The organism is Empedobacter sp. GD03797 (genome assembly GCF_029842105.1).
Classification (GTDB): Bacteria; Bacteroidota; Bacteroidia; order Flavobacteriales; family Weeksellaceae; genus Empedobacter; species Empedobacter falsenii_C.
In genome coordinates this window covers 22,580-49,321 of the sequence record NZ_JAOCFS010000003.1, presented here as the reverse complement: position 1 = coordinate 49,321, position 26,742 = coordinate 22,580, and the positions used below count along the sequence as shown (strand labels likewise).

Here is a 26,742-nt window from a genome sequence, read left to right as displayed (position 1 = left end):
AACCCAAATGTCAAAAACGAACGATAAATTTGAGAAAAAAAGACTGCGATCTTCAAACATCACTGTTGTGATTAGTATTTCGCTTGTTTTATTTCTATTAGGTATTTTCGGCTTAATTGTCATTAATGCACAAAGTTACGCAGAACATCTAAAAAGAGAGTTAAAAATCGAGGCATATTTTAAAGATGTCGAAGATCCAAAATTAAAAGATAAGGAGCTTGATTTACAGAAATCTTATATCGATTCGTTGAAAGTGAAGTATCCTTTTGTTGAAGCTACACAGTATATCAGCAAAGAGGATGCAGCTAAAATTGCGAAAAAAGATTTGGGTACGGATGGTAGTGATTTCTTCGAAGAAAGTATTTTCCCTGCATCAGTTCAAATCACATTGAACCCTGCATTAATACAATCAGTTGAACAAATTGATTCTATTAATAAGGTATTGGCAAAAAATCCGATTGTAGACGAAGTAAAAAGTGACAAAGAAGCGATGGTAACAATTTACCACAGCATCAACAAAATTACATTCTGGATTATGATTTTTGCTGTTATCTTCTTGGTAATCGTTGTTGTATTAATCAACAACTCTATTCGTCTAAAAATTTATGCAAAACGTTTCAGCATCAAAACGATGCAATTAGTTGGTGCACGTAGACGTTTTATTGTAAAACCTTTCTTGATAGAAGCCGCAGTTTTAGGTTTCTTAGCAGCATTTATTGCAGCTGTAGGATTAGGTTTCTTATGGTACATTTTAGCAACAAAAGTTGGTTTAGTACTTTGGAATCCAAGCTTCACTCCACTTATTATTATCTTAATTGGAATTGGAGTTGTTATTGCCGTTTTCAGTACATTGTTTGCTGCATGGCGTTATTTAAGATTAAAAACTGATCAACTTTATTAATGAAATCAAATTCTATCGATACAACAAAAAAATCAGCATCTACAAATGATGCTGGTTTTACTTTTTTATTCGGAAAAAGAAATTACATTTTCATGGCAATTGGTGTAGCGCTAATTGGTCTTGGGTTTTTATTGATGACGGGACACGACGCAAACACAAGACCAGATGGAACGTGGGATGCAAATTATTGGAACGATGAAATCTATTCTTTTCGTAGAATTAGATTAGCGCCATTTTTAGTTGTTGTTGGTTTCATCGTCGAGATTTATGCCATTTTAATCAATCCGAATAGAGAAAAATAATGAATACTTTACAAGCAATAATTATTGCTATTATAGAAGGTCTTACCGAATATTTACCAATTTCTTCTACAGCACACATGGGATTCACAGCAGCTTTGATGGGAATGCCAGAAAGTGAATTCTTAAAAATGTTTCAAGTTTCGATACAATTTGGAGCAATTTTATCAATCGTAGTTTTATATTGGAAAAAATTCTTTGACTTCAAAAATTTCAATTTCAATTTTTACATCAAATTAGCTTGTGCGGTTATTCCTGCCCTTATTTTAGGAAAATTATTTGATGATAAAATCGAAGCTGTTTTAGGAAATCAAGTTGCTATTTCTGGAATGTTAGTTTTCGGAGGAATCATTTTATTATTTGTAGACAAATGGTTCAAAAATCCTAAAATTAATGATGAAAAAGATATTACATTAAAACAAGCAATTATTATCGGTTTTTGGCAATGTTTAGCGATGATGCCTGGAACTTCTCGTTCTGCCGCTTCTATTATTGGTGGTATGACACAAGGTTTATCGCGTAAAGCAGCTGCAGAATTTTCATTCTTTTTAGCGGTTCCGACAATGTTAGCGGTTACAGTTTATTCTATTTTTGTGAAAACTTGGGGAGAAGATACAGCAACACCAATGAAAGGTTATGAAATGATTTTGCAAGATCAAAACCATATTATATTATTCATAATTGGAAATGTTGTCGCATTTATTGTGGCATTAATCGCAGTAAAAACATTTATCGCAGTTTTAACAAAATACGGTTTCAAATTTTGGGGTTGGTACAGAATTATCATCGGTATTATTTTACTGATTTATTTCTCATACAATTCTCCAACACAAGCAGAAAAAGACAATGCCGCTTCAGTAGAAACTACAATGATTCAGCACAAATAAGATGAACGTAGAAAAAATACAAGAAGGTCACGTTTTTTTGATTGATAAACCACTTGATTGGACATCGTTTGATGTTGTGAACAAGATTCGTTGGAACATTAGAAAAGCATATAATTTAAAGAAAATAAAAGTTGGACATGCTGGAACTTTAGATCCAAAAGCTACTGGACTTTTATTGGTTTGTACAGGAAAGTGGACAAAACGCATTGATGAATTTCAGGCGCAAGAAAAGACCTATACTGGTACAATCAAATTAGGTGTTACAACACCAACGTATGATTTGGAATCGGAAGAAGATCAAACTTTTCCTACGGAACATATCACAGAAGAAATCATTCACGAAGCAACGAAGCAATTTATTGGAGAAATTGAACAATTTCCACCAATGCATTCAGCTGTAAAAGTGGATGGAAAACGTTTGTATGAATTGGCTCGCGAAGGTCAAGAAATAGAACGTAAAGCACGTAAAATAACGATTCACGATTTTAAAATCACAACTATCAATTTACCTTTTGTTGATTTTGAAGTAAATTGTAGCAAAGGAACCTACATTCGTTCTTTAGCTTTTGATTTTGGAAAAGCAGTCAATTCTGGAGGATATTTAATAGCACTTCGTCGTACAAAAATTGGCGAATTTGATGTTATCAATGCTGAAAATTTTGCTTTAGAAAAAAGTTATTTCGAAGAAGAAAGCACAACAGAAGAAGTATAAAATTGGAAAAGCTTGGACAAATGTTCAAGCTTTTCTATCTACTTATTATTTGTTTTTGATGATGTTTTAAATGGTTAATGTAATCTTCCATTAATAAATTAAGTGAAATATCATTACATATTTTATCCAATTTATTCTCTCGAATAATTTTCAAAAATAAAAATAAAAGCTGTTCGTTAATAGATTCCCATAAATTCAAAAGTTGTTTTTTTTCCGAATTCTGATAATCTGCTACATTACAATAATCATTTTGTTCATAATAAATTTGTGGATTATTTTGAAATTGAGCTATTATGAATCTTAAATAATTTATAACACCAGAATCTATTAAATGACCTAAAATTTCTTTTTTACTCCACTTTTGAATAGATGGTTTAAAATTGAATTCATGTTCATTAATTTCTTCTACCTGTTTAGGAAAATCATTTATTATTTTTTCGAATTCTATTAGCAATTCATCCATAAAATAATTATTTATAAAGTGATTAATACTTTATTTATTTCGTCACTCACTAATTTTGGTTTTTGCATCACCATAATATGTGTTCCACCTTCTATTTGTATCGCATCTTTGATATATTCAATCGGAAAAACAATATCTTTTGTACCATGAATATGTGTAATATTTTCTTCGTGATAAGCTGTAGAATGTTCCCAATTTACAATCTTATGAATCGACCAACTTAAATATTCTTTGTTTCGAAACTCAAAAATATCGTCAATGTTATCTTTATCACGATCCGTATAATACAATTTTCGCATCATCATGTACGAAAATGTTCGATCCGAAGTTAAGAAACTCATCGGAATTATTTTATGCGCATTAATAGAAGCCGAAAATCGAAATAACTTCGGAAGCTCTGCCCTATTCTTCACTGTCGAAATCAGAAATGTATGTTTTGGATTGATAAAACGATTCATTTCCTGCACAATTATTCCTCCAAAAGATAATCCCATCAAAAGAAAATCTTCTGTGGGATTTATTTTATCTAATAATCTTTCGGCATAATGAGCCAAAGTTTCATCCTTCTCTGGATCTAACCAAGGAATATAAACTTGCTCAAAATCTTGTTCCAAGCGTAGATTTCGAAAAGCATTTGCATTTGCACCTAATCCACTTACTTGATAAATTTTCATACCTTAATTTATAATATATCTTTTTTCTTTGAGTAATCTGTTGGACGAACCCCAATTACTTTTTGGAATGTATTACTAAACGTTGGCAAACTATTATAACCAACCATTGTCGAAATTTCACTGATTGAATACGTATTATCAATTAACAATTGTAAAGCGCGTAACATTCTCAAAATTGTAAAATATTGGACGAATGTCATATTCAAATCTTTTTGAAATAATCGTGATAATGATCGTTCAGAAAAACCGAATTCGGCTGTAATTTTCTTCATTGTAATAGAAGAATCCATATTATCATCTAAGAATTGAACGATTTTTTTCAGACGCTCGTCGTGAGGAAGTGGTAAAGCCAATCGTAAACTACTTTTGCTTACTTTAGGTAATATTTCTTTGAAAGCTTGTGCGATTACATATTCGCTTCTATTTTCTGGAACAATATCTCCTTTCCATTGGTTAGAAAATAATAAAAGTTCTAACAATAATCCATCAGCAGGATAGATTCCTACTTTTTTATAAAACGAATTATCACTTTCATTAATAGGGAAATATAAATTTCTCATAATCACCTCTGGTGTATTTGGGTGTATACTATGTTCCACGTGAGGCGGTATCCACATATAGTGTCTTGCAGGTAAATAAAAGGTATCTTTTCCTATTTTTACATAGACTATCCCACCTTCACAATAAAGAAATTGCGCTTTGTTATGTTTATGTTCTACCACGTACGCTTCCGAAATTTCCTTATGGTAACAGAAAATTGAGGTTGGTAATTTGTCAATTTCGGTTAGGTAATATCGTGTTTCGAACTTATTATCCAAATGTATATTCATAGTTTCTTTAATCTGCGAACTAATATAATAATTTATTTGATATAATGTATAATGTACACAAATAAAAGTGTCCGAAATGAATAATTATTTGACTATTTTTGATATTAACTTTTTATTAATTAATCCAATATTTGTAATTCCCTCCGTTCAGAAGGGAACAATTATTGAATAGTATTAGAAAGAAAAAGTTGCATTATGTTGGAAAGAATAAAATTAACTGACTTACAGTCAAAAGTAATGACAGCAGAGGATTCTGCCAAATTTTTTGAAGATGGAATGACTGTTGGTTCTAGTGGTTTTACAAGAGGAGGCGATACAAAAGTTGTATTAAAAGCTGTTGCGGAGCGTGCCAAATCTGAAAATTTAAAAATCACTTTAGTAACAGGAGCTTCATTAGGACATGGTACAGACGCGGCTTTAGTAGAAAGTGGAGCATTAAAAAAACGTTTACCATTCCAAGTAGACACTGTAATGCGTAAAAATATAAATGCAGGTAATGTTTTATTTATCGATCAGCATTTAGGAGAAACTGCCGAACATATTTTAGATGGACAATTTAAAATTAATTTAGGTGTTTTAGAAGTTGCTGAAATTTTAGAAGATGGTTCTTTAGTACCTACAACTTCTATCGGTAATAATGCAGAAATTGCTGCAAATGCAGACAAATTAATCATCGAGATTAACACGTCTATTCCTACAAATATCAAAGGTATTCACGATATTTATAGTGTAGAAGAATATGGAAAACGTACTCCAATTAACATCACTGCTTGTGATACAAAAATTGGAACAGAAACAATAAAAGTAGATCCTTCTAAAATTGTTGGAATTGTTTTTCACGACATTCAAGATGCTCCTGGAGACATTCAACCAGCTGATGAAGCTACTGCTGCAATTGCTCAAAACATTGTAAAATTCTTCGAAAATGAAGTTGAAGAAGGTCGTCTTACAAAATCATTAATGCCATTACAATGTGGAATTGGTAAAGTTGCAAACGCTGTTTTAGGTGGTTTAGAGCATTCAGATTTTGAAGATTTAGTGATGTATTCAGAAGTTTTACAAGATTCTACATTTGATTTAATCGATTCTGGAAAAATGAAATTTGCTTCGGCATCTTCTATGACAGTTTCACAAGAATGTTACGATCGTGTAATTGGAAACATCGACAATTATAAAGATAAAATTGTTTTACGTCCACAATCTATTTCTAACTCTGCCGAAGTTATTCGTCGTTTAGGAATTATCGGAATCAATACATCTTTAGAGTGTGATATTTATGGTAACGTAAACTCAACTCACGTTTCTGGTACTCACATGATGAACGGTATTGGGGGATCTGGAGATTTTGCTCGTAATGCATTTATCTCAATCTTCGTTACAGCTTCTATCGCAAAAGGTGGTAATATTTCGTCTATCGTTCCTATGGTTTCTCACACAGACCACACAGAACATGATGTAGATATTATTGTAACAGAGCAAGGTTTAGCTGATTTGAGAGGTTTAGCGCCACGCGAAAGAGCCATCGAAATCATCAACAACTGTGTTCACCCAGATTATAAAGCAGAATTATTATCTTACTTTGAAAGAGCTTGTGCAGAAAGAGGTGGTCAAACGCCACATATCTTAGAAGAAGCGTTCTCTTGGCACACAAGATTGAAACAAACAGGTTCTATGAAAAAAGAAGAATTATTAGTTTTAAATCATTAGAATAATAAATAATAAGACTATACTTTTTCAAAAAGCATAATTCAGAATTTCTGGATTGTGCTTTTTTTGTGAAATAATGTAACTTTGTTAGAAGTCTAAGAAACATGAAAAAAATACTTTTAATAACACTACCATTGACAACTTTTTTTGCGTGTCAATCTAATCAAAACGAAAATCAGAATTTAGAACAAATTGATAAAAAATCTGCTCGTGAAGTTGTTTTAACAACCGAAACAAAAGGCGATTCTGTTTTACATATTACCAAACAAAAAATTTGGTCAAACGATTTGATGATTGCAGAAAAAGTAGATACATTGATTACGCACAAACAATATACTCCTACCGATTCTACCAAAATTCCTATTTACGTAACCATTCAATAATCTATCATGAATAAAAGAGAAAAAAGAGCAAGTAAAGTTGTGACTTTAGTGTTAATTTCTTCGGTTCTTAGTTCATGTATGAATCGTGAAGAAACACCCGTTACGAACAATGCGCAAAAGGTATATATGCGTGCAGATTCTACTGCGCCTTACACAGATGTCACGTCAAATTATTCGTCGCATTCTGGTGGTTCACATCACGGCGGAATGGGGAGTTCGTTGCTTTGGTTTATGGCTTTTCGGAGCTTAACTGGTGGTGGAATGGGCTATGCAAGTCAAGGTTTACATCAACAATCTAATGTCGGAACAAACGCGGCAAAAGCACAAGCGTACAAAAGTCAAACTGTTCGTGGTGGATTCGGAAAATCTGCTTCTTCTCGTTCAGTTTCATCTTAAACAAATTTTATGCAATTAAAAAGAATAAAAGCGGACGAAAACTGGCAAGAAAGGTTAGAAAATATCGGCTTTGGTTATCATACAGACGAAAATAAACAAACCTATTGGGTAGAAGATTATTACTATTCGATTTCAGAAAAAGAAGCGGATAAAATCTTTGAAGCGACAAACGAATTGTGGGAAATGTGCTTGAATGCTGTGGAACATGTGATTCAAAATAATCGTTTGGACGAATTTAAAATTCCAAAATTTATTCAACCTTATTTGATTGATACATGGGAAAATGATGCGCCAAGTATTTATGGACGTTTTGATTTTGCTTATGATAACAATCAATTGAAACTGTTAGAATTCAATGCTGATACGCCAACTTCGTTGTTCGAATGTGGTGTTGTACAATGGCTTTGGATGGAGAATTATTTTGGAGAAACGAAAGATCAATTCAACTCTGTTCATGATAAATTAATTGAAACGTGGAAAATGTTAAAACCTTATTTGAAAGGTGAAACCTTGCATTTTTCTTGTGTGAGAGAATCGTTAGAAGATTTGACAAATATCGAATATATCAGAGATTGTGCAATACAAGCTGGAATTAATACCAAATTAATTTACGTTGACGAAATCGGTTGGAATAATGTCAATTTTGTTGATTTAGAAGAAGAACCAATTACAGATATTTTCAAACTTTATCCGTGGGAATGGATGATGAACGAGTTGTTTGCGTACAACATAAAAAATGATGAAATCAACGCAAATTGGATAGAACCAGCTTGGAAAATGATTCTTTCAAACAAAGCTATTTTACCTATTTTATGGGAATTATATCCAAATCATCCGTTGTTGTTAGAAGCTTATGCAGATTCACCAAAAGAGCTAAAAAATTATGTCAAAAAACCATTGTTATCGCGTGAAGGTGCAAATATAGAAGTTGTAAAAAACGGAACTATTTCGGAGCAAACTTTGGGCGAATATGGAGAAGAAGGTTTTATTTATCAAGCTTTGGCTAATTTACATCACGAAGAAACAGGTTATACCATTATCGGAAGTTGGATGATTGGACAAGAATCTTGTGGAATTACGTTCCGCGAAAGTGACCAATTTATTACAACCGATAAAAGTAGATTTGTTCCACATATTATTGAATAAATATTTAAAATAACAAATATCAAAAAGTCTAATTCCACCCCGAATTAGACTTTTTACTTTAAACAAAATCAAATAATTAGCTCAAAAATTGCAAATAGTTTAAAAATTCGTAGGTTTCATCGTATTTATTTCATAAATTATAAAAAGATTCTGTTAAAATGTTTTATCAATTAAAGGTTTAAGAAATAAAACGTTAGATAATTTTTTACGAATCAAAACCAACTAAATACAAACCAAAAAGTAGAAATATGGATTTTTTAGATGATTTGTTTAACTCTTCAACCCTTCCTACAGAGCGCGTTTCGCGTATGCTCGAAGAAGATTTGTTTTGGCAAATTATAGAAAATTCTTTGCTCAATGCCAATAATTTGCAAGATCAAGAAAAGGCTTTGGAGCAAGAATTAGAAGATCTAACTGCCGAGGACATTATTGGGTTTCAACTTCGATTAGAGTTCTATTCGTATTCATTACATTCGCCTGAAATATGGTGTGCAGCTTGTATTATGAATGACGATACAGATCCTACGCATTTCTATTATTTCAAAAATTGGATTATTTCACAAGGACAAGAATTGTTTGAAAAAGCAATTTTGAATCCTGATAATTTAGCCGATTATTTTAATGAAGGCTTTAACGAAGATGATTTATATGAATTTGAAGATTTTCATTTAATCGCTGATGATGTTTTCTACGAAAAATTCGAACACAAGATTATTGACTTTGTAGACAAAGAATGTTTTAAATTTTATACCGAAAAATCTCCAAAACCTGAGTTTGATTGGGATGACGAAAATTTAACCAATTTGCAAATCATTTGCCCAAGATTATTCAAAGTTTTTATCGAAGATTATTCTCCAGACGATGACGAAATGGAAGATGATTTTGACGATGAGGATGAGTTTTTGTAGTTTTTTTTCTAAATTTAACTTAATAAAGTTATTATTCTAAACCTGTCGAAGAATCTCAGATTGCTCTAAACTACTCAGTCATCTTGAACTCGTTTCAAGAACATACTTCAAAAATATTTTAAAATAAAAAAAGGAACTCAAATTTGAGTTCCTTTACTATTTTGATTAAGAATATTCTTATCCTAAAACTTTTGCTACTGTAGCTCCGATATCAGCAGGAGATGCAACAACGTGGATTCCACATTCTTCCATAATTGCCATTTTAGCTTGTGCTGTATCATCAGCTCCACCTACGATAGCTCCAGCGTGTCCCATTGTACGACCTTTTGGTGCAGTTTGTCCTGCGATAAATCCTACAACTGGTTTAGTTCCATTTGCTTTAATCCAACGAGCAGCCTCAGCTTCTAATTGTCCACCAATTTCACCAATCATTACGATACACTCAGTTTCTGGGTCATTCATAAATAATTCAACAGCTTCTTTTGTTGTTGTTCCAATAATTGGATCTCCACCAATTCCGATCGCTGTAGAAATTCCGTAACCAGCCTTTACAACTTGATCAGCAGCTTCGTAAGTTAAAGTTCCTGATTTAGAAACGATACCAACTTTACCTTTTTTGAAAATGAAACCTGGCATAATACCAACTTTAGCTTCCTCAGAAGTAATAACACCAGGACAGTTAGGTCCGATTAATGTTACATCTCTTTGGTCAACATAAGCTTGTACTTTTACCATATCTTCTACTGGAATACCTTCTGTAATACAAATAATTACTTTGATACCTGCTTCTGCAGCTTCCATTACAGCGTCAGCAGCGAATGCTGGTGGAACGAAAATAATAGAAACGTCTGCTCCTGCTTGATCAACAGCATCTTTTACTGTGTTAAAAATTGGTAACCCTAAGTGAGTTTGTCCACCTTTTCCTGGAGTTACACCACCTACTACTTGTGTTCCATATTCAATCATTTGCTCAGCATGAAAAGTTCCTTCTTTCCCTGTGAAACCTTGAACGATTATTTTTGAATCTTTGTTTACTAATACAGACATTGTGATTTTTAATTTACACAAATATAAAAGGAGTTTTGCATTTTAAAAAATATTCAATGTAAAAAATACACTAAGTCTTTATTAGAACAGGACAAAAAAGTATAAGATATTTATCATAAAAAAAAGCCGACCAAACGGTCGGCTGCAAATATATTCTATAAAGTATTTTATTTTCTCTTGTAATCGCGAACCATTATCTCTGTGACAGCCATTTTTTTATACAAGCCACGAGCCTCTTCTGCTGGATAACCAAAATATGTTTTTCCACCTTCCAAAGATTTACTAACTCCAGCTTGTGCTAATAACACCGCTTTTGTACCGATTGTTACACCACTTGTAATCCCAACTTGTCCCCAAATAGAAACTTCGTCTTCTACATTTACACAACCAGCAATTCCGACTTGCGAAGCAATCAAACATTTTTTACCGATAATTGTATCATGACCAATCTGAATTAAGTTATCCATAATTGTTCCTTCTCCAATAATTGTAGACGCAGAAACTCCTCTATCTATCGTACAATTCGCACCAATTTCTACATTATTTTCGATGATAACATTTCCGACAGATTTTAAACGATCAAAACCTGTTTCACGGTTTTTGTAGTAAAATGCATCAGCTCCTAAAACTGTTCCCGAACGAATAATTACATTATCTCCGATAATTGCATAATCATTGATTGAAACATTAGAATGAATCACACAATTTTTTCCAATTTTAACATGATTTCCAATAAATGCACCTGGCTGAATAATTGTTCCTTCACCTATTTCTGCAGAATCAGAAATTTGTTTTGTAGCAGCTTCAAACGCCATAAAATGTTGTCCAATTTTGACAAAATCACGAAAAGGATCATCAGAAATCAACAAAGCTTTTCCTTCTGGACAATCAACTTCTTTGTTAATCAAAACAATTGTTGCATTCGATTGTAACGCTTTATCATAATATTTTGGATGATCAACAAAAACTATATCTCCCGCTTCTACACGGTGAATTTCATTGATTCCTTCTACTGGAAAATTTTCGTCTCCAATAAATTTCGCATCGATAATTGATGCTATATCTTTTAATTGATGTGTTTGTGGAAATTTCATCTTTTTCTCCTTTTAAAAAGTCTACAAATATAAAAATAAAAAAGCTGTCAAAAAATGACAGCTTTAATGATTTATGAATTGAATTCTATTATTTTTTCTTGAAAACCATTGTTTTAACATCATTTGCAAACAAAACTAATTTTCCGTCTACAATTTCGTATTTATTTACATTATTAAAACGCTCTCCAAAAGCATCAGAATCTACACCTTGACAAGCCATACGCGTTGTTGCGATGTTTTTTACTGTCAATGAATTGCCTACTGCTACATAAGCTCCTGTCAAATTATTACATCCATCATTACCAGAAACCTTGTTATTTTGGAATGTTAATGTAGGTTTTTGATTTGGGAAACGATCGTCTAATGATTTTGCACTTCTATCTTTACCAATAAATTCTTCTAATTCCCAAGAACCTGCTAAAGTACCAGGACGAACAAAAGTCATGATGACAATATCTCCTTGAATTAATAATAATTTATTATCTGAAATAGAGTATTTTAATTTTCCGTTTAATTTTGAACTGAAATTAGAATCTTCTACATTTTGACAAGCTTTCATCGTAGACATCATATTACCAAATGTAATTTCATTTCCAGAAATTGTAACTCCTCCATTCAAAGTGTTACAACCATCCGAAGCATTTAACATACTATTCGAAATAAAATTAAGGTAAGGAGTTCCCATTGGATAAGCTTCTGCAATAGAACCTGCCTTCATAAAATTGATTTGGCTCAACTCCCATTTTCCTAAAATAGAGTTGTTATTTGTGTTTTCAGTATTACCTATCACATTATTTACAGTAGAACAAGATGTTAAAAATCCTGTTGCTAAAATTGCTGCAAAAGATATTTTTAAAATTGTTGATTTCATAAAATTTAATTTCAAGTTTCAGTCTAATATACGAATATCATACCAAAATCTCAAAAATGTTAAAATTCGTTTCTACAAAGGTTTTGAAAAGATGGAGCCAAGTAAAGAATTTGTTTTAATTTTGAGAAATAATTTGTTTATTCAATTCGCTAAAAATAATTCAATTTGATTTCTCAAAGAACGATAGATATAATTTTCGAAACAGCTCGTGTAGAAGAAGTTGTTGGTGATTTTGTAACCTTAAAACGTGCAGGTTCTAGCTTAAAAGGACTCTCGCCTTTTGGGAACGAAAAAACGCCTTCTTTTGTTGTTTCACCTGCCAAACAAATCTGGAAAGATTTTTCTTCTGGAAGAGGTGGAAATGTTGTGACTTTTTTGATGGAAGTTGAACAATTTACTTATCCAGAAGCGTTGCGATGGTTGGCAAAACGCTATAACATCGAGATTGAAGAAGATGGTGAATATACTTTTGAACAACAACAAGAGGAAAAAGACCGCGAAAGTTTATATATCTTGACTGATTTTGCGAAGAAATTCTTCACTAATCAATTGCATAATTCGGAAGAAGGAAATTTGATTGGATTAAGTTATTTCCGCGAACGTGGCTTTACCAAAGAAACCATCGATAAATTTGAACTTGGTTATTCACCAAAACAATGGGATGCTTTTGCTGAATATGCCTTAAAAAATGGTTATTCGAAAGAATTGATTGAAGAAGCTGGTTTAGCAACTTTCAAAGAAGATAATAAGAAATATGACAAGTTTCGCGAGCGTGTTATGTTTCCTATTTATAGTTTTTCGGGACGTACATTAGGTTTTGGTGGACGAATTTTGCGAAATGATGCCAAAGCTGCTAAATATTTAAACTCTCCCGAAAATAAAATTTACCATAAAAGTAAAACGCTTTACGGATTATTTCAGGCAAAACAATACATTACAAAAGCCGATCAATGTTTTTTGGTCGAAGGTTATACAGATGTTTTGTCGTTGCATCAAGCAGGAATTCAAAATGTAGTGGCGAGTTCTGGAACAGCGCTTACAAATGAACAAATTCGTTTGATAAAACGTTTGACAGAGAACATCATTGTGATGTACGATGGTGATAATGCTGGGATCAAAGCATCTTTCCGTGGAATTGATATGATTTTGGAACAAGAAATGAATGTCAAAATTCTTTTGTTACCAGAAGGCGAAGATCCAGATTCGTTTGCAAAAAAACATTCAACAACAGAAATCGAAGCATATATAAAAGAAAATGCCTCCGATTTTATTCGTTTCAAGGCAAATGTTTTGTTGGAAGATGCGAAGAATGATCCAATCAAAAAAGCTGAATTAATCAGAGAAATTGTAAAATCAATTTCACTTATTCCGAATATTATCAAGCAAGAAGTTTACATTGCAGAAACTTCTAAAATTATGGAAATTCGAGAAGAAGTTTTGTTCAAAGAGTTAGCTCAATTGCAAAATTCTGGAGATAAATCGACATCTTCGTCTTCTCATATTACTGATAATGCGCGAACGAAAAAACCTGCTATTTCGGTTGTTCCGTCTACAAAAGAAGTCATCAATGTTCAGCAAACTGTAGAAAATGAAATCATTAAGTTGATTATGCAATTTGGTGATTTAGAAGTTGATTTGAAAAACGAGAACAACGAGCTATATAAAACAACAGTTAACCAGGAAATCATTTCTCAATTTGATGAAAACGAGCTAAGTTTAAGTAATCCTCTTTATCAATCTATTTTAGAAGAAGTGAAAGTTGGTTTGGAAAATGATGAATTGCGAACAGGAACTTATTTTTCTCGATTAACCAATCCAGAAATTGTACAGCTTGCTTCGGAAATGATGTTAGAAAAACATAGTTTAAGCGAAAACTGGACAGTAAAGCAAGGCATCAACATTAAGAAAAAAGAAGAATTTGTGCACAAAGATTTATTTGATGTTTTACTTCGCTTCAAAATTATTTACATAGATAATATGATTAAAGAATTGATGCATCAAACCAAAAATCCTGAATTATCAATCGAAGAAACAAGTCAAATTCTTCAACAAATTATGCATTTTACTGGATTAAAAAATATCTTAAATCAACATCTTAATCGCATCATTTAATTTAACATTTACTTGTTAAAAGATTAAAATGTTGATTAATAAATATTTACGCAATAATTGTAAATAATTCTTAAAAATTTTAATAAGTAACTATATTTTTAACTTATAGTTAACAATTCTTTCTAAAGCTACTAAACATAGACATTTAGGTATCTTTTCTTTTCTAAAAAACATTAGAAAAAACTATGCATGTACAAACAAAATCTATTATGCTTATTTTAGATAAAGATTCAGAAAGAACTAAAGAATGACAAAGAATATTTTAACATTATTAGTAATGCTGATGATTATCCCAATGGCTCAAGCTAAAGGAAAATCAAACTTTTCAATAGAAAATCCGTTACCAGTTGCTATAACTAAAAATTTGAAACTTAATTTAATCAATAAATTTTCAGATTTTAACAAAACAGATAATACTGCGATTTCGGAAATTGTTGAAAAAGCTGGAAAAAAAGTAAGTGGAATTGTATCCTGGTATGCTGATAAATTTCACGGTAAAAAAACTTCTAGTGGCGAGTTATATAACAAAAACAATTTAACTGCAGCACACAAAACTTTACCATTCGGTACAAAAGTCAAAGTAACCAATACAAGTAATGGAAAATCTGTTGTTGTAAAAATAAACGATAGAGGACCACATACAAAATCTCGTTTATTGGATTTGAGTAAAGCAGCGTTTACTTCTATAGGTTCTACTAATGCGGGAACATTGAACGTAGAAATGGAAGTTGTAGAGTAAAACAATTTTTAGATATTAAAAAGAAAAGGATTGAACAATGTTCAATCCTTTTTTATTTTAGTCATCATGATGTTTATGATGTCCTTTCTTTTTATAATAATTTCCATTATTTTTCTTTTGTTGACCTGGTGCATATCGTTTTGCAGATTTATCACCATGTACCTTTTTGTGTTGACCTGGTGGTAAGCTACGATGGTCGTCATATCTCACTTCGTATTTCGGATATTTCTTATACTTCTTTTTGTGTTTATGCTGATGCTCTAACCCATATATAGTTGTAGAACCATCACACGATACCAAAAATAAAGCAGCGAAAGCAAAAAAGGCAATCAAGTTGATTTTTTTTAATACTGTTAGTTTCATAATCATATTCATTATATTCATTTTGAGATAAGACAATAACCTTACCAAAAAAGACTTTACAATATTTTAATGAATATACTGATTGGAATAGTATTTGAAAATCAATAATTAAACTATTAAAATTATGAAAGAAAAAATCCAATACCGCTACAAAACAACGAACGAAGCTTTAGACGAACTAAAAGAAAATGGTTTTACTATTGACTATAATATCGAAAAAAATCAATTAAAACAAGCCCCTGAAATCTTTGATATCGTATGCATTTATCGTTACGAAGGAATGTCTGATCCTGATGATGAGTCTTCGGTTTATGGTATAATTAATAATCAAAACGGAGACAAAGGTGTTTACGTGGTTGGAAATCTATCAACAGATGACGATGTCGATCATTTCTTGGTTGATTTGGAAATAAAACGTAGAACAATTCAAGAATAAAATAACAATTATTAATCAAATAAAAAAAGCTCGATGCAAATGCATCGAGCTTTTTAGGTTTTATAACATCTTTCTGATTAGAAAGGATATTCATAAATTTTTGATTCGTGGAAGTAAGGGTGACCTTTTGCTTCTAAGTTTAATTTAGAAACTGCATTCATAACTACGAATGTAAATAATCCTCCGATTCCAACTAATGCTCCAATTTCCATTAAACCAAAGTTGTGGAATGGTCCAACTGCTGCAGGCATAATTTGGTTGTAGAAATCCCAGTAGTGTCCAAAGATGATAACGAATCCCATCGCGAAAACGATTTGGTAACGACGTTTCATGCTTGATGAAATTAAAATCAAGAATGGGGCTACTAAGTTAATGATCAACATCCAGAAATATAATGGGTATTGCGCCATACGTTGTTGGAAGTATTGAGCTTCCTCAGGAATGTTTGCGTACCATTGTAACATGAATTGACAGAACCATAAGTAAGACCATAATAATGAGAAACCGAACATGTATTTTGTTAAATCATGTAAGTGGTTATCATTAAATAATGGTAAAGCGTTCTTTCTTTTTAAGTAGATAGAAATAATTGCCATAATAGAAACCGCAGAAACTAAGTATGAAACCATTCCGTACCACATAAATAATGAAGAGAACCAGTGTGGATCTAAAGACATCACGAAATCCCAAGCAAATGCTGCAGAACAAATTGCGAAAATCACTAAGTAAATTACTGATTTTTTGTACAATTGAGCGTACACTTTTAAGTCTCCGTTTGTCTCATCTAATTTACGTGTTGCGTTTTTAATTACTGGTAACATTAAAGATAATACTACTAAGTAAATAACACAACGTACTAACCAGAAGTTAGGGCTTAACCAAAGTTGAGCTTTGTTCGCCATGAAGATATCATACTTCTCGCTATCAGGATTTATTAAATCAGCATCCATCCAGTGGAATAAGTGATTCATGTGAAAATAAGATCCTAAAACGATGATAGCTACAAGTACAGAACCTACTGGTAAAAATGATGCGATAGCCTCCATAACACGAGATACTACCATAGACCAACCAGCGTTAGCTACGAATTGAATACATAAGAAAAACAACGCAGACGCCGCAATACCAAACGATAAATAAGCTGGTACATAGAAAGCAGCCCAAGGTCTGTTTTTCAATAAATTTGTCAAATGCTCCATGTGTCCAGCATGATCTGTGTTCATAGATGCATAAGAATCTGAAATGTAGTCACCAAAAAATTGAGTTGGGTGAGCTTCAATCAAACCGTTAATATATTCAGTTGAATTAGCAACATCTTGTTGATGTAAGAAAAATCCTATCCCGTAAAGTACAACACCTATAACAGCTAAGATAAGTGATGCATTTTTTAATCTTGGGGAAAATGTATATTGCATAATAATTAACTTATTTTATTATTTATTAGTTGCTGTTTCAGTTTCTGTTGCAGGTTTTGCTTCAGTAGTTGCGTCTCCCGCAGGAGCAGCGGCAGCTGTAGTAGCACCTTTCAAACTCATTACATATTCAGCAACTCTCCAACGGTCTGCAGGAGTCAATTGAGATGCGTAAGAACCCATCGCATTTTTTCCGTACATAATTACATGATAAACAGAACCTACTGTAACATCTCTTTCGCTATAATTAGGAACACCTGAATAAGCTTTAGATTTTACGATTGATCCTTGTCCATCACCAGCGTCACCGTGACAAACTGCACAGTTTTGTCCAAACAATAACTTACCTCTTTCTAAGTCTGCAGCTTTGTTAGCGGCATTCAAAGGAGAAACAGTTACTGCTTTTGCTTGTGCATAACCAGCGTTATTGTTTTTGAAAGTCCATGGTAAAATATCACCATCTGTTCTTGCAACAGCACCTTCTACAGATTCTAATGCAGACATATTATGATTTTTATTTAATACAGGAACTTCAGAGTTTTCTTCGTCATGAGGGTAACCAAAAGTTGCCTTTTCGTAAGGATCATATGCCGTAGGATAATACATATCTGGCATATATACGATACTTGCGTGACGTTTTTTATCAGAACAAGAAGTGATAATAATACTTCCTAATCCTATAAGTAATGCTATCTTTTTCATTATGCTTCTTGTACTAAATTGTTAACACTTGGTTCTACGACTACATCACCTTTTACAGTTACTTCTTCAGCACCAGTTTCTACAAATACATTTTTGATTTTCTCAACATCAGCAGTTCTGATTTCGATTAAGAATTTATCATCTGTTGTACGTGGATCTGGGTTTTTAGCTTTAGCTCCTGGGTACATTTTGTTACGCACTAAGTATGTTAATGACATAAAGTGCGCTGCACAGAATACTGTCAACTCGAACATAATAGGAACGAAAGCTGGCATATTCTCACCCCAAGAAAAAGATGGTTTCCCTCCAATATCTTGAGCCCAGTCATGGTTCATAATAAACCATGTCATCAAAGATGCTAACGTTGTACCAAATGCACCGTAGAAGAAAGCAAGATCAGAAATACGAGTTTTCTTTAATCCTAAGGCTTTATCTAAACCGTGTACAGGGAAAGGTGTATATACTTCATCTATCGTAATACCTTGTTTACGAATAGATTTTACTGCTTTTAATAAATCATCATCGTCTCCGTAAAGACCATAAACGATTTTAGTGTTCGTGATGCTCATCTTCAGTATGATGTTTTTTATAGCTTTCGCCTGATGATTTCAAAATAGTTTTTAATTCAGATTGTGAAATAACTGGGAATGTACGTGCGTACAATAAGTATAACACAGAAAAGAATCCCATAGTACCTAAGAAGATACCTACGTCTACCCATGAAGGCATAAACATTGTCCAGCTCGATGGTAAATAGTCACGAGATAAGTTGATAACGATAATATCAAAACGCTCGAACCACATACCGATGTTAACTACGATAGAGATAACGAATGTCCAGAAGAAGTTTCTTCTGATTGGACGAATCCATAATAATCCTGGTACTAAAACGTTACAGATAATTAACGCCCAGAATGCCCACCAATAAGGTCCTGTTGCTGCTCCTGGAGAGAAGTATGTAAAGTCTTCATAACGAGATCCTGAATACCAAGCGATCCATAACTCTGTTAAGTATGCTACTGCAACCATACCACCTGTTACAACGATTACAATGTTCATGTACTCGATGTGTTTACGTGTGATATAATCTTCGTAGTGTAAAACTTTACGCATTACACTTAATAATGTTTGTACCATCGCGAAACCAGAGAAAATAGCTCCGGCAACGAAATATGGAGGATATACTGTTGAGTGCCATCCTTTGATTACCGACGTTGCGAAGTCAAAAGATACAATCGTGTGTACCGAGAATACTAATGGTGTACATAAACCAGCTAATACCAAAGATAACTCTTCGAAACGTTGCCAGTGTTTTGCTCCACCACCCCATCCGAATGATAAGATTCCGTAGATTTTCTTAGCGAATGGTTTTGTTGCACGGTCACGTACCATAGCGAAGTCAGGAATTAATCCCATCAACCAGAAAACTGTTGATACAGAGAAATACGTAGAAATCGCGAATACGTCCCATAATAATGGTGAGTTAAAGTTAGGCCATAAAGATCCAAATTGGTTAGGAATTGGGAATACCCAGTACATTAACCATGGACGACCCATGTGAATTACAGGGAATAACGCTGCCTGTACAACGGCGAAGATCGTCATGGCTTCCGCAGAACGGTTAACCGACATTCTCCATTTTTGACGGAATAATAATAAAACGGCTGAGATTAACGTACCAGCGTGACCGATACCTACCCACCATACGAAGTTGGTGATATCCCAACCCCAGTTAATCGTTCTATTCAATCCCCATACACCAATACCAGTTCCTACTGTATAAGCAATTGCTCCAACACCAAAGATGAATGCAACCATTGCTATACTGAAACATGTCCACCACAATTTACTTGCTGGCGTCTCAATTGGACGAGCAATGTCTACTGTGATATCGTGGTAGGTTTTATGTCCTAAAATAAGGGGTTCTCTTACCTGTGATTCGTAATGTGACATATTTGTTTACCTTATTAATTCTTTACTAATTTAATTAAGCTTGTTCTTTTCTGTTTCTAACTTTTACTTGATAGATAACGTTTGGTTTTGTACCAATTTCTTCTAATAAAACATAAGAACGTTTATCTTTCGATGCTGCTCTTACTTCAGATTTATCATCATTGATATCACCAAATTTCATCGCACCTGTTCCACAAGCAGCAGCACAAGCAGCAGCAGCCATAAACTCTTCGTCTTTAACTACTCTGTTCTCTTTCTTAGCTTTTAAGATTGCAGCTTGAGTTTGTTGGATACAGAATGAACATTTCTCAATTACTCCTCGTGTACGTACAACAACGTCTGGGTTAAGTACCATACGACCTAAATCATTGTTCATGTGGAAGTCGTATTTGTCATTATTTGCCCAGTTAAACCAGTTGAAACGACGTACTTTGTAAGGACAGTTATTTGCACAGTAACGAGTACCAACACAACGGTTATAAGCCATCATGTTTTGACCTTGACGACCATGAGATGTTGCACCTACTGGACACACAGTCTCACAAGGAGCGTGGTTACAGTGTTGACACATTAATGGTTGGAAAATCACATCTGGATTTTCAGCCTCTGGCTTAATTAAGCGTGTATATTGTTGTGGTTCGTTATCTGGATCAGATTCTAACGCAACTTTTTGAGTTAATTTTCCGTCTTTATCTTGGTAAGTAACATCAGAGTAGTAACGGTCAATTCTTAACCAATACATATCTCTCGACATACGCATTTGCTCTTTACCAACAGTTGGTACGTTGTTTTCTGCTTGACAAGCAATTACACACGCTCCACATCCTGTACAAGAATTCATATCAATTGTTAAATTGAAGTGAGGTCCTGTAGAACGATCAAAACTAGCCCATAAGTCAACTTCACCTACTGGAGAATCTCCTCTCCATGTTGGCATCTTCGCAACTGGATTCCATTCTTGACGATCTGTGTTGATGAAATCAGCTAAAGAAACTTCTCTTGCGATTTCGTAACGTCCCATCAATGTTGGTTGCTGTTGCATGTTAGCAAATTCGTGTTTATCTGAACGAGAAGATTTTTCAATCTTAACATTAGATACACCTATGTTACCAGTATATAATGCGAAAGCATTAACCCCTACATTGTTTGCAACTTTACCAGCTTTTGTACGACCGTAACCGAAAGCTAAACCTACAGTTCCAATTGCTTGACCTGGTTGGATGAATACTGGAACGTTTTCTAAAACTACTCCATTAACAGTTAAGTTTACATACTCACCGTCAAATTGCATTCTTCCGTTTGTAACGTTGTAGTTATCTTGAATTTTGATTCCTAATTTTTCCGCATCATTTGGATTAACTGTTAAATAGTTATCCCAAGAGTTACGTGTAATTGGATCTGGTAATTCTTGTAACCAAGGATTGTTTGCTTGTGTACCATCTCCTAAACCAGCTTTAGAATAGAATTGAATTTCCCATTCTGTTGCTTTAGCTCCAACTAATTTTGTAGCAGCCGCTGCAGCAACACCAGTGTTAGCAGTAAATGCAGATGTTTCAGTCGCTTCATTATAACCATTGTATAATGCTTTGTTGAAATCTACACCTAATTTTGGTAAAATAGCTGATTCCCAGTTTTGTTTTACATATAAGTAATATGGAGAAACTTTTTGTCTTGTTGCAGAAACCGCCATCACCATAATTGGATCATTTGGATCTTCTACTTCTGTTACTTTAGTTACTCCTGTCATCCATGAGATTAATGAATCTTGGAATTGACGAGAATCAAATACACGTGGAATTGTTGGTTGTTGTAATGAATATACACCTGTTAATGGGTTGAAATCATTCCAAGACTCTAAACCGTGAGTAACTGGAGCAATAACGTCCATTACTGATGCAGTTTCGTCTAATTTTTCAACTAAACCAACTTTAAGTCCAATGTTTTTGAAAGCGGCTTCAATTTCTTTTGCATTTTTAGCATTGTAAATTGGATTTGTTTGGAAGTTTAATAAAACTCCAACTTGTCCAGCTTTAGCTTCTGCAACAAATTGATTAAATACAGCATCGTTAGACTCTTTTAATAAAACAGCTTTATCAGAAACTGCAGCTGATCCTAACAATTGGTTAATTGCGTATGCAATTGCGTATGCTTCTTTCGAACCATCTGCCATAACAACCGCTTTAGAACCTTTTGCTGTTAATTCAGCAGCAATAGCTAATGCTTCTTTAGAAGAAGCTGAACCACCTGCTAATTTAGTATAAACTTCAGCCAATACTTTTTCAGTATCAGTTGGTTTTAATGGATAACGTGTATCAGCATTTGCACCTGTTAAAGATAAAACAGATTCTACTTGGATGTGACGCATCATGTTTGCTCCTGGTTTACGAGCAACACCATAATCACCTTCCATTCCACCACCATTGTAATCACCTAAGAAATCTGCGTTGAAAGAAACAACTAATTCAGCATTCTTAAGATCGTAGAATGGCAATTCTCTTTTTCCGTAAACTTCTTGCGCTGCGTCTAATGCATTCGTAGAAGAAATTGCATCATAAACAACGTGTTGAGTTGTTGGATATTTTGTTGCAAACTCAGCAATCAACTTTTTAGTTGTTGGCGAAGGTAAAGATGAAGTTAAAATAACTACTTTTTTCCCTCCTACTGATGCTAATGCTTTAGTTACACGTGCATCAAGCTCTTTCCAAGATGTTGCTTTGAAGTTTTCACCTGCGTTTGTTAAAGGTGATTTTATTTTATCAGAATCGTATAATGATAATACAGATGCCTGAACACGTGCATTTGTAGAACCATAATATTTTGCGCCTTTGTTTGCATCAATTCTAATTGGACGACCTTCTCTTGTACGTACTAATACGTTCGCGTAATCGTATCCATCAAAAATTGTAGATGCATAATAAGTAGGTACACCAGGCATAATATTTTCTGGTTTCACTACATAAGGAACAGATTTTACGATTGGAGCTTCACAGGCTGCTAAAGTAACAGCAGCTGTACTGAACCCTAAAATCTTCAAAAAGTCACGTCGTGAAGTTTGACTATTCTCCATGGCGTTATCATTCCCTAAGAAATTATCTACAGGAATTTCTTCTGCAAATTCGTTGGTAGTTAACTTTTCATTTAATGTATTGTCAGTTAACTCCTCAAAACTTTTCCAGTAATTTTTCTTCGAAGCCATTTATACTCCTCTCTTTTTTATATTAATAATGACATTTACCACACTCTAAACCTCCGATAGCATCAACTGTAATCTTAGTTGCGTCACCGTACTGTTTTTTCAATTTTTCGTGTAGTTCTGCGTAATATTCTTTGTTATACTCGTTGTCCATATCTACCTCAGTAGTTCTGTGACACTCGATACACCATCCCATTGTGAAATCATTCGCCATTTTTACTTCGTTCATTTCATCAACACGTCCGTGACATGCGAAACAAACTTGGTCTCCTGATCCAATGTTCAATTCTTTAGCATTTGGAATAGTTCCATCTTTAATCGCTTTCTTAATCGCTTTCTCTCCTGCTACAACGTGTTGCGCGTGGCTAAAGAACACGAAATCTGGCATATTGTGGATACGTACCCATTCGATTGGTTTTTGTGGACCATCGTATTTGTTCGTTTCTGGATTCCATCCTATCGCTTTATACATTTTTTGGATTTCTCCTGTATAGAAGTTTTTAACAGCGTCTTCATCAGCGAATTTACCAGAAGTGATTAGTTCTTCTTCGAAGTAATCTCCTTTGTATTCTTTGATTGTTTTGTGACAGTTCATACACACGTTTGGTGAAGGAATTCCAGACACTTTACCGTATTTCGCTGAACTATGACAATATTGACAGTCTATACCTTGTACGCCTGCGTGAACTTTATGAGAGAAGTAGATAGGTTGTTCTGGTTCGTAACCTTTATCAACACCTATACCCATTAATCCCCAATACACATTGTACAATGCTAAGAATGCTAATACAGCAATTAATACACTACCAACTTTTTGGTATTTTTGGAAGAAGTCAGCAAAAGAAAAAGCAGCTTGCTCATCTTCAGAATTTAAATCTTCTGTAGCTGTTGCTTTAACTAATGCATTAACGCGAACTAAAATCCACAATAACAATGCAGCTAAAACTACAAAACCTACAGCGATAATCCCTGTACTTGCTCCCCCACCTTGTGCAGCTTCAGCAGCTTTTTTATCTGCAGCTTCCTTCTTTTTCAAAGCTTTAGCTTCCTCAAAAGCTTTCACTCCTGCATCAGGATCTGCTGTATATGCCAAAATATTATCAATATCACCTTCTGATAAGTTAGGAAAAGCTAACATCTCAGTGTTATTGTAATCAGCATAAATTTTGTTTGCATACGCATCTCCAGATTCGCGCAAAGCTTTGTTGTCCTTAATCCAAGCGTGTAACCACTCTTTTCCAAGTCCAGCTTGCTCTTGTACGCGTTTCTCAACATCACGTAATTCCGGCCCAATTAACTCACCATCAATCTGGTGACATGCTGTACAGTTGGCCTCGAATAACTCGTAACCTTTACCTGCATCTTGGGCATTTGCTAGGGAGAACGTCGATAGTATTATCGCGCAGCTCCATAAACGTATTCTTTTTAGAAATCTTGCCTTCATTTACTTAAATAATCTCAGTTCGTTGTTTCTTTTAACTCGTTTTTATTTGAACACTTAACTAACAGCAAAAATAGCTTCAATACTTAATAAAATCATAAAGTTTACATACTGAACTTTGTCATTGAGCTTAATTTAAAACGTTTCTAAATTAATTGTTAAAAAATATCGCTGTATAAATATTATCTATTTGATTTGATAGAAAAGATTTAGAACAAGAAAATTTGCTATTTAACATAATTTAAAAAATAATCAAAGTTCTTTTTATTAAAAACTGTCAATCAATTTTATAGTTTTATCATCATTAATTAGTATTCACAAAAAAAATTGGAACAATATTCGTTGTAAGAAAATAAAAGTCTATAAAATTTAATAACTTAATTCTAAAAAGTATATTTGCACAAATTAATTTCATCCTATGAAAAAATTTATCTTTTTATTCCTTATCACTTTTTCTTCGAGCATTTTTGCCCAAGAAAAAATAGACACTGTTCAAATCATTAATAATGGTACATTGAATATGGAAATTGATAGCCGAATAAATACTGTATTAAAAACCAAAGAAGATGCGGTTTGTACGTATACTGCTCCTGTAAAAAAGGTTACGGAAAAAAAACCTGTTGTACAATCTAATGATCCCTGTGCTGGAACGCCACAAGTAAGTGGTTTCAAAATTCAGATTTATTATTCGAAAGATAGAAAAGATGCGGAAAAAGTAAGAAATGAATTTTCAAGTTCTTATCCGGATTTATCGGCTCAGACGGCTTATTTCTCGCCAGATTATCGCGTTTTAGTTGGAGATTATTTTACAAGAGCATCTGCTTCGAGAGATATTCGTCGTTTGAAATCAAAATATAATAGTGCTTTTTCTATTCCATTCAAAGTTTTGTGTAGAAAAGCGAAGTAATAGTTTATAAAAAGGAAAATGTATCCTTATCACAACAAAATAAAACAGCGAATAAAGAATGGTGAATTAGTTTCGTTTGAATTTGTAGAAAAATATAAAAATATTTCTCCATGTTTAGTTTTATATTTCAAAACAGAACCTTTTATAAGACCTATTCGCGAGCATCGTTTTTCTGAATATAGACAATTACTAAAAATAGAAAACGATTAACTTCTTTTACAGATTTAAAATTTATTCGAAAACATAAAAAAAGCGTTATCAATAATCTTGGTAACGCTTTTTTATATTTTAATGGTAATATTTAGTAGTCGATTCATAAGTTAAAATTTAGTTTTTGAGAATAACTCCTCTTCCTTCTATTTCTAACTGAATTAAAATCGATGCTAAATTAGTTTGTACAAATCCTAAATTACCTGCAACTAAAACACCTTTTTCTCCAGTTGAAATTTTCTCGATTCCATAAACACTCGATTCATCTTCGGGACTCGAATTTCCTTCGTAACGATAGATGTAAATAATCTTAAAATCGTGCGGATGATCAATCAAATCACTTTCTAATAAATTAAAATCTTCTTGATATCCTTTTTCTGCAAGCTCGCGTAGTGCTACACTTGACGTTTCATAATTAAATTGCCTTCTTTCGAACATAAAATTTATTTTTATTTAGTTAATAATATAAATCTAATTAATTAATAGACAGAAAGTTGTTAAACATACGTTAACTATTTAACGACATAAAAAAATTAACATACTTAATGATTTATTGTATTCGAAATAAGTTCTTATTTTTGACAAAAAGATAAAATGATTTTAGAAAAATTAAACCAAAACGAAGCAAATTTTGCTGATGTTATCGCACATATCGAAGAAAATTATAGTTATACAGCGTCTGCATTTGTAAATGGAAATCAGGAAAATGCTATCGATCAAAATCAAGGAAGTGCAAAAGTTTTTGCGTTCGCAAAATTGAATAATTTTTCTGAAGATGATACCTTAAAATTATTTGCAGAACATTATCAAGCGGTTTTAGAAACGCCAGAAGGAACAGATCACAACAACATTCGTCAGTTTATGCAAAATGGTTGGGATGGAGTAAAATTTGAAAACGAAGTGTTGACAAAGAAATAATCTCGAAATTATAGTCGCAAAAAAACGTCTTACATGTT

28 protein-coding genes are annotated in these 26,742 nt (G+C 33.2%); 14 read left to right on the top strand and 14 right to left on the bottom strand.

Translation table 11 applies throughout. The annotated features are described in order from the left end of the window. Positions 1 to 7: 7 nt before the first annotated feature. From N5D90_RS03590 to truB, 4 genes are read left to right on the top strand one after another with little or no spacing between them, the layout of a single operon-like run. The gene (locus N5D90_RS03590) at positions 8 to 901 is read left to right on the top strand and encodes an ABC transporter permease (protein ID WP_221855311.1); all 894 of its coding nucleotides are present in this window, start codon (positions 8 to 10) and stop codon (positions 899 to 901) included. Beyond that, positions 901 to 1,203, top strand: a complete 303-nt coding sequence (locus N5D90_RS03585) for a DUF3098 domain-containing protein (RefSeq protein ID WP_280061588.1) — start codon at positions 901 to 903, stop codon at positions 1,201 to 1,203. Before N5D90_RS03590 ends, N5D90_RS03585 begins: the two co-directional genes overlap by 1 nt. Further along, positions 1,203 to 2,087, top strand: coding sequence for an undecaprenyl-diphosphate phosphatase (locus tag N5D90_RS03580; protein ID WP_280061587.1), 885 nt, complete (start codon positions 1,203 to 1,205; stop codon positions 2,085 to 2,087). The genes N5D90_RS03585 and N5D90_RS03580 overlap by 1 nt, the downstream gene beginning before the upstream one ends. Position 2,088: 1 nt before the next feature. Further along, on the top strand, positions 2,089 to 2,799 hold the full coding sequence (gene truB / locus N5D90_RS03575; RefSeq protein ID WP_280061586.1) for a tRNA pseudouridine(55) synthase TruB: 711 nt from the start codon (positions 2,089 to 2,091) through the stop codon (positions 2,797 to 2,799). A gap of 34 nt (positions 2,800 to 2,833) precedes the next feature. Here truB and N5D90_RS03570 read toward each other — a convergent pair whose 3' ends face one another. From N5D90_RS03570 to N5D90_RS03560, 3 genes are read right to left on the bottom strand one after another with little or no spacing between them, the layout of a single operon-like run. Next, the gene (locus N5D90_RS03570; RefSeq protein ID WP_280061585.1) at positions 2,834 to 3,262 is read right to left on the bottom strand and encodes a DinB family protein; all 429 of its coding nucleotides are present in this window, start codon (positions 3,260 to 3,262) and stop codon (positions 2,834 to 2,836) included. 11 nt (positions 3,263 to 3,273) lie between these two features. Continuing rightward, on the bottom strand, positions 3,274 to 3,936 hold the full coding sequence (locus N5D90_RS03565) for an alpha/beta fold hydrolase (RefSeq protein WP_280061584.1): 663 nt from the start codon (positions 3,934 to 3,936) through the stop codon (positions 3,274 to 3,276). A gap of 8 nt (positions 3,937 to 3,944) precedes the next feature. Further along, the gene (locus N5D90_RS03560) at positions 3,945 to 4,766 is read right to left on the bottom strand and encodes an AraC family transcriptional regulator (RefSeq protein WP_180906175.1); all 822 of its coding nucleotides are present in this window, start codon (positions 4,764 to 4,766) and stop codon (positions 3,945 to 3,947) included. A gap of 195 nt (positions 4,767 to 4,961) precedes the next feature. Here N5D90_RS03560 and N5D90_RS03555 point away from each other — a divergent pair, with 195 nt between their 5' ends. The 5 genes from N5D90_RS03555 (at position 4,962) to N5D90_RS03535 (ending at position 9,306) form a co-directional block, all read left to right on the top strand. After that, a complete protein-coding gene (locus N5D90_RS03555) occupies positions 4,962 to 6,473 on the top strand; it encodes a succinate CoA transferase (RefSeq protein ID WP_280061583.1) in 1,512 nt (503 codons plus the stop codon). 104 nt (positions 6,474 to 6,577) lie between these two features. Next, complete coding sequence (locus tag N5D90_RS03550) at positions 6,578 to 6,856, top strand: hypothetical protein (protein ID WP_038337307.1); 279 nt, start codon at positions 6,578 to 6,580, stop codon at positions 6,854 to 6,856. Positions 6,857 to 6,862: 6 nt separating this feature from the next. Further along, positions 6,863 to 7,252 carry a hypothetical protein gene (locus N5D90_RS03545; RefSeq protein ID WP_280061582.1) on the top strand — a complete coding sequence of 130 codons (390 nt, stop codon included), beginning with the start codon at positions 6,863 to 6,865 and terminating at the stop codon, positions 7,250 to 7,252. Positions 7,253 to 7,261: 9 nt separating this feature from the next. Next, the gene (locus N5D90_RS03540) at positions 7,262 to 8,398 is read left to right on the top strand and encodes a glutathionylspermidine synthase family protein (RefSeq protein ID WP_280061581.1); all 1,137 of its coding nucleotides are present in this window, start codon (positions 7,262 to 7,264) and stop codon (positions 8,396 to 8,398) included. Between the two features lie 248 nt (positions 8,399 to 8,646). Continuing rightward, positions 8,647 to 9,306, top strand: a complete 660-nt coding sequence (locus tag N5D90_RS03535; protein WP_280061580.1) for a DUF4240 domain-containing protein — start codon at positions 8,647 to 8,649, stop codon at positions 9,304 to 9,306. A gap of 177 nt (positions 9,307 to 9,483) precedes the next feature. On the opposite strand, the gene sucD is transcribed toward N5D90_RS03535, so the two are convergent. The 3 genes from sucD to N5D90_RS03520 all read right to left on the bottom strand — a co-directional run bounded on the left by sucD (position 9,484) and on the right by N5D90_RS03520 (position 12,318). Beyond that, entirely contained in the window at positions 9,484 to 10,353 is an 870-nt protein-coding gene (sucD, locus tag N5D90_RS03530) for a succinate--CoA ligase subunit alpha (RefSeq protein ID WP_038337297.1), read from the bottom strand. A 167-nt stretch (positions 10,354 to 10,520) separates the two neighbouring features. Continuing rightward, complete coding sequence (locus N5D90_RS03525; protein WP_114999484.1) at positions 10,521 to 11,447, bottom strand: UDP-3-O-(3-hydroxymyristoyl)glucosamine N-acyltransferase; 927 nt, start codon at positions 11,445 to 11,447, stop codon at positions 10,521 to 10,523. Between the two features lie 88 nt (positions 11,448 to 11,535). Next, positions 11,536 to 12,318 (bottom strand): META domain-containing protein, encoded by a 783-nt coding sequence (locus N5D90_RS03520; protein ID WP_280061579.1) that lies wholly within the window; start codon positions 12,316 to 12,318, stop codon positions 11,536 to 11,538. A 165-nt stretch (positions 12,319 to 12,483) separates the two neighbouring features. Between N5D90_RS03520 and dnaG the strand changes: the two genes are divergently transcribed. Together dnaG and N5D90_RS03510 are read left to right on the top strand one after the other, a co-directional pair. Further along, the gene (gene dnaG, locus N5D90_RS03515; RefSeq protein ID WP_280061578.1) at positions 12,484 to 14,430 is read left to right on the top strand and encodes a DNA primase; all 1,947 of its coding nucleotides are present in this window, start codon (positions 12,484 to 12,486) and stop codon (positions 14,428 to 14,430) included. A gap of 247 nt (positions 14,431 to 14,677) precedes the next feature. Beyond that, positions 14,678 to 15,169, top strand: a complete 492-nt coding sequence (locus N5D90_RS03510) for a septal ring lytic transglycosylase RlpA family protein (protein ID WP_221408230.1) — start codon at positions 14,678 to 14,680, stop codon at positions 15,167 to 15,169. Between the two features lie 57 nt (positions 15,170 to 15,226). On the opposite strand, the gene N5D90_RS03505 is transcribed toward N5D90_RS03510, so the two are convergent. Next, positions 15,227 to 15,532: a hypothetical protein gene (locus N5D90_RS03505; RefSeq protein ID WP_280061577.1), complete on the bottom strand. Its 306-nt coding sequence runs from the start codon at positions 15,530 to 15,532 to the stop codon at positions 15,227 to 15,229. 124 nt (positions 15,533 to 15,656) lie between these two features. Between N5D90_RS03505 and N5D90_RS03500 the strand changes: the two genes are divergently transcribed. Beyond that, positions 15,657 to 15,968: a hypothetical protein gene (locus N5D90_RS03500; RefSeq protein ID WP_114999479.1), complete on the top strand. Its 312-nt coding sequence runs from the start codon at positions 15,657 to 15,659 to the stop codon at positions 15,966 to 15,968. Positions 15,969 to 16,045: 77 nt separating this feature from the next. On the opposite strand, the gene N5D90_RS03495 is transcribed toward N5D90_RS03500, so the two are convergent. From N5D90_RS03495 to N5D90_RS03470, 6 genes are read right to left on the bottom strand one after another with little or no spacing between them, the layout of a single operon-like run. Further along, positions 16,046 to 17,383: a hypothetical protein gene (locus N5D90_RS03495; protein WP_114999477.1), complete on the bottom strand. Its 1,338-nt coding sequence runs from the start codon at positions 17,381 to 17,383 to the stop codon at positions 16,046 to 16,048. A gap of 18 nt (positions 17,384 to 17,401) precedes the next feature. Next, positions 17,402 to 18,082 (bottom strand): cytochrome c, encoded by a 681-nt coding sequence (locus N5D90_RS03490; RefSeq protein WP_280061576.1) that lies wholly within the window; start codon positions 18,080 to 18,082, stop codon positions 17,402 to 17,404. Beyond that, entirely contained in the window at positions 18,082 to 18,651 is a 570-nt protein-coding gene (locus N5D90_RS03485) for a DUF3341 domain-containing protein (protein WP_221627898.1), read from the bottom strand. Before N5D90_RS03485 ends, N5D90_RS03490 begins: the two co-directional genes overlap by 1 nt. Then, entirely contained in the window at positions 18,632 to 20,035 is a 1,404-nt protein-coding gene (gene nrfD / locus N5D90_RS03480; RefSeq protein WP_038336919.1) for an NrfD/PsrC family molybdoenzyme membrane anchor subunit, read from the bottom strand. The genes N5D90_RS03485 and nrfD overlap by 20 nt, the downstream gene beginning before the upstream one ends. Positions 20,036 to 20,069: 34 nt before the next feature. Next, the gene (locus tag N5D90_RS03475; RefSeq protein ID WP_280061575.1) at positions 20,070 to 23,231 is read right to left on the bottom strand and encodes a TAT-variant-translocated molybdopterin oxidoreductase; all 3,162 of its coding nucleotides are present in this window, start codon (positions 23,229 to 23,231) and stop codon (positions 20,070 to 20,072) included. A 22-nt stretch (positions 23,232 to 23,253) separates the two neighbouring features. Beyond that, the gene (locus N5D90_RS03470; RefSeq protein ID WP_280061574.1) at positions 23,254 to 24,672 is read right to left on the bottom strand and encodes a c-type cytochrome; all 1,419 of its coding nucleotides are present in this window, start codon (positions 24,670 to 24,672) and stop codon (positions 23,254 to 23,256) included. Positions 24,673 to 25,087: 415 nt separating this feature from the next. On the opposite strand from N5D90_RS03470, the gene N5D90_RS03465 reads away from it, so the two are divergent. Beyond that, entirely contained in the window at positions 25,088 to 25,576 is a 489-nt protein-coding gene (locus tag N5D90_RS03465; protein WP_280061573.1) for an SPOR domain-containing protein, read from the top strand. Between the two features lie 327 nt (positions 25,577 to 25,903). Here N5D90_RS03465 and N5D90_RS03460 read toward each other — a convergent pair whose 3' ends face one another. Beyond that, entirely contained in the window at positions 25,904 to 26,224 is a 321-nt protein-coding gene (locus N5D90_RS03460; RefSeq protein WP_280061572.1) for a hypothetical protein, read from the bottom strand. Positions 26,225 to 26,380: 156 nt separating this feature from the next. Here N5D90_RS03460 and N5D90_RS03455 point away from each other — a divergent pair, with 156 nt between their 5' ends. Further along, entirely contained in the window at positions 26,381 to 26,704 is a 324-nt protein-coding gene (locus tag N5D90_RS03455) for a HopJ type III effector protein (RefSeq protein ID WP_280061571.1), read from the top strand. The last annotated feature ends 38 nt before the right edge of the window (positions 26,705 to 26,742 follow it).

Coding starts and splice junctions, on each gene's coding strand:
- N5D90_RS03590 (WP_221855311.1), top strand. CDS start 8: ATGTCAAAAACGAACGATAAATTTGAGAAAAAAAGACTGCGATCTTCA.
- N5D90_RS03585 (WP_280061588.1), top strand. CDS start 901: ATGAAATCAAATTCTATCGATACAACAAAAAAATCAGCATCTACAAAT.
- N5D90_RS03580 (WP_280061587.1), top strand. CDS start 1,203: ATGAATACTTTACAAGCAATAATTATTGCTATTATAGAAGGTCTTACC.
- truB (WP_280061586.1), top strand. CDS start 2,089: ATGAACGTAGAAAAAATACAAGAAGGTCACGTTTTTTTGATTGATAAA.
- N5D90_RS03570 (WP_280061585.1), bottom strand. CDS start 3,262: ATGGATGAATTGCTAATAGAATTCGAAAAAATAATAAATGATTTTCCT.
- N5D90_RS03565 (WP_280061584.1), bottom strand. CDS start 3,936: ATGAAAATTTATCAAGTAAGTGGATTAGGTGCAAATGCAAATGCTTTT.
- N5D90_RS03560 (WP_180906175.1), bottom strand. CDS start 4,766: ATGAATATACATTTGGATAATAAGTTCGAAACACGATATTACCTAACC.
- N5D90_RS03555 (WP_280061583.1), top strand. CDS start 4,962: ATGTTGGAAAGAATAAAATTAACTGACTTACAGTCAAAAGTAATGACA.
- N5D90_RS03550 (WP_038337307.1), top strand. CDS start 6,578: ATGAAAAAAATACTTTTAATAACACTACCATTGACAACTTTTTTTGCG.
- N5D90_RS03545 (WP_280061582.1), top strand. CDS start 6,863: ATGAATAAAAGAGAAAAAAGAGCAAGTAAAGTTGTGACTTTAGTGTTA.
- N5D90_RS03540 (WP_280061581.1), top strand. CDS start 7,262: ATGCAATTAAAAAGAATAAAAGCGGACGAAAACTGGCAAGAAAGGTTA.
- N5D90_RS03535 (WP_280061580.1), top strand. CDS start 8,647: ATGGATTTTTTAGATGATTTGTTTAACTCTTCAACCCTTCCTACAGAG.
- sucD (WP_038337297.1), bottom strand. CDS start 10,353: ATGTCTGTATTAGTAAACAAAGATTCAAAAATAATCGTTCAAGGTTTC.
- N5D90_RS03525 (WP_114999484.1), bottom strand. CDS start 11,447: ATGAAATTTCCACAAACACATCAATTAAAAGATATAGCATCAATTATC.
- N5D90_RS03520 (WP_280061579.1), bottom strand. CDS start 12,318: ATGAAATCAACAATTTTAAAAATATCTTTTGCAGCAATTTTAGCAACA.
- N5D90_RS03510 (WP_221408230.1), top strand. CDS start 14,678: ATGACAAAGAATATTTTAACATTATTAGTAATGCTGATGATTATCCCA.
- N5D90_RS03505 (WP_280061577.1), bottom strand. CDS start 15,532: ATGAAACTAACAGTATTAAAAAAAATCAACTTGATTGCCTTTTTTGCT.
- N5D90_RS03500 (WP_114999479.1), top strand. CDS start 15,657: ATGAAAGAAAAAATCCAATACCGCTACAAAACAACGAACGAAGCTTTA.
- N5D90_RS03495 (WP_114999477.1), bottom strand. CDS start 17,383: ATGCAATATACATTTTCCCCAAGATTAAAAAATGCATCACTTATCTTA.
- N5D90_RS03490 (WP_280061576.1), bottom strand. CDS start 18,082: ATGAAAAAGATAGCATTACTTATAGGATTAGGAAGTATTATTATCACT.
- N5D90_RS03485 (WP_221627898.1), bottom strand. CDS start 18,651: ATGAGCATCACGAACACTAAAATCGTTTATGGTCTTTACGGAGACGAT.
- nrfD (WP_038336919.1), bottom strand. CDS start 20,035: ATGTCACATTACGAATCACAGGTAAGAGAACCCCTTATTTTAGGACAT.
- N5D90_RS03475 (WP_280061575.1), bottom strand. CDS start 23,231: ATGGCTTCGAAGAAAAATTACTGGAAAAGTTTTGAGGAGTTAACTGAC.
- N5D90_RS03470 (WP_280061574.1), bottom strand. CDS start 24,672: ATGAAGGCAAGATTTCTAAAAAGAATACGTTTATGGAGCTGCGCGATA.
- N5D90_RS03465 (WP_280061573.1), top strand. CDS start 25,088: ATGAAAAAATTTATCTTTTTATTCCTTATCACTTTTTCTTCGAGCATT.
- N5D90_RS03460 (WP_280061572.1), bottom strand. CDS start 26,224: ATGTTCGAAAGAAGGCAATTTAATTATGAAACGTCAAGTGTAGCACTA.
- N5D90_RS03455 (WP_280061571.1), top strand. CDS start 26,381: ATGATTTTAGAAAAATTAAACCAAAACGAAGCAAATTTTGCTGATGTT.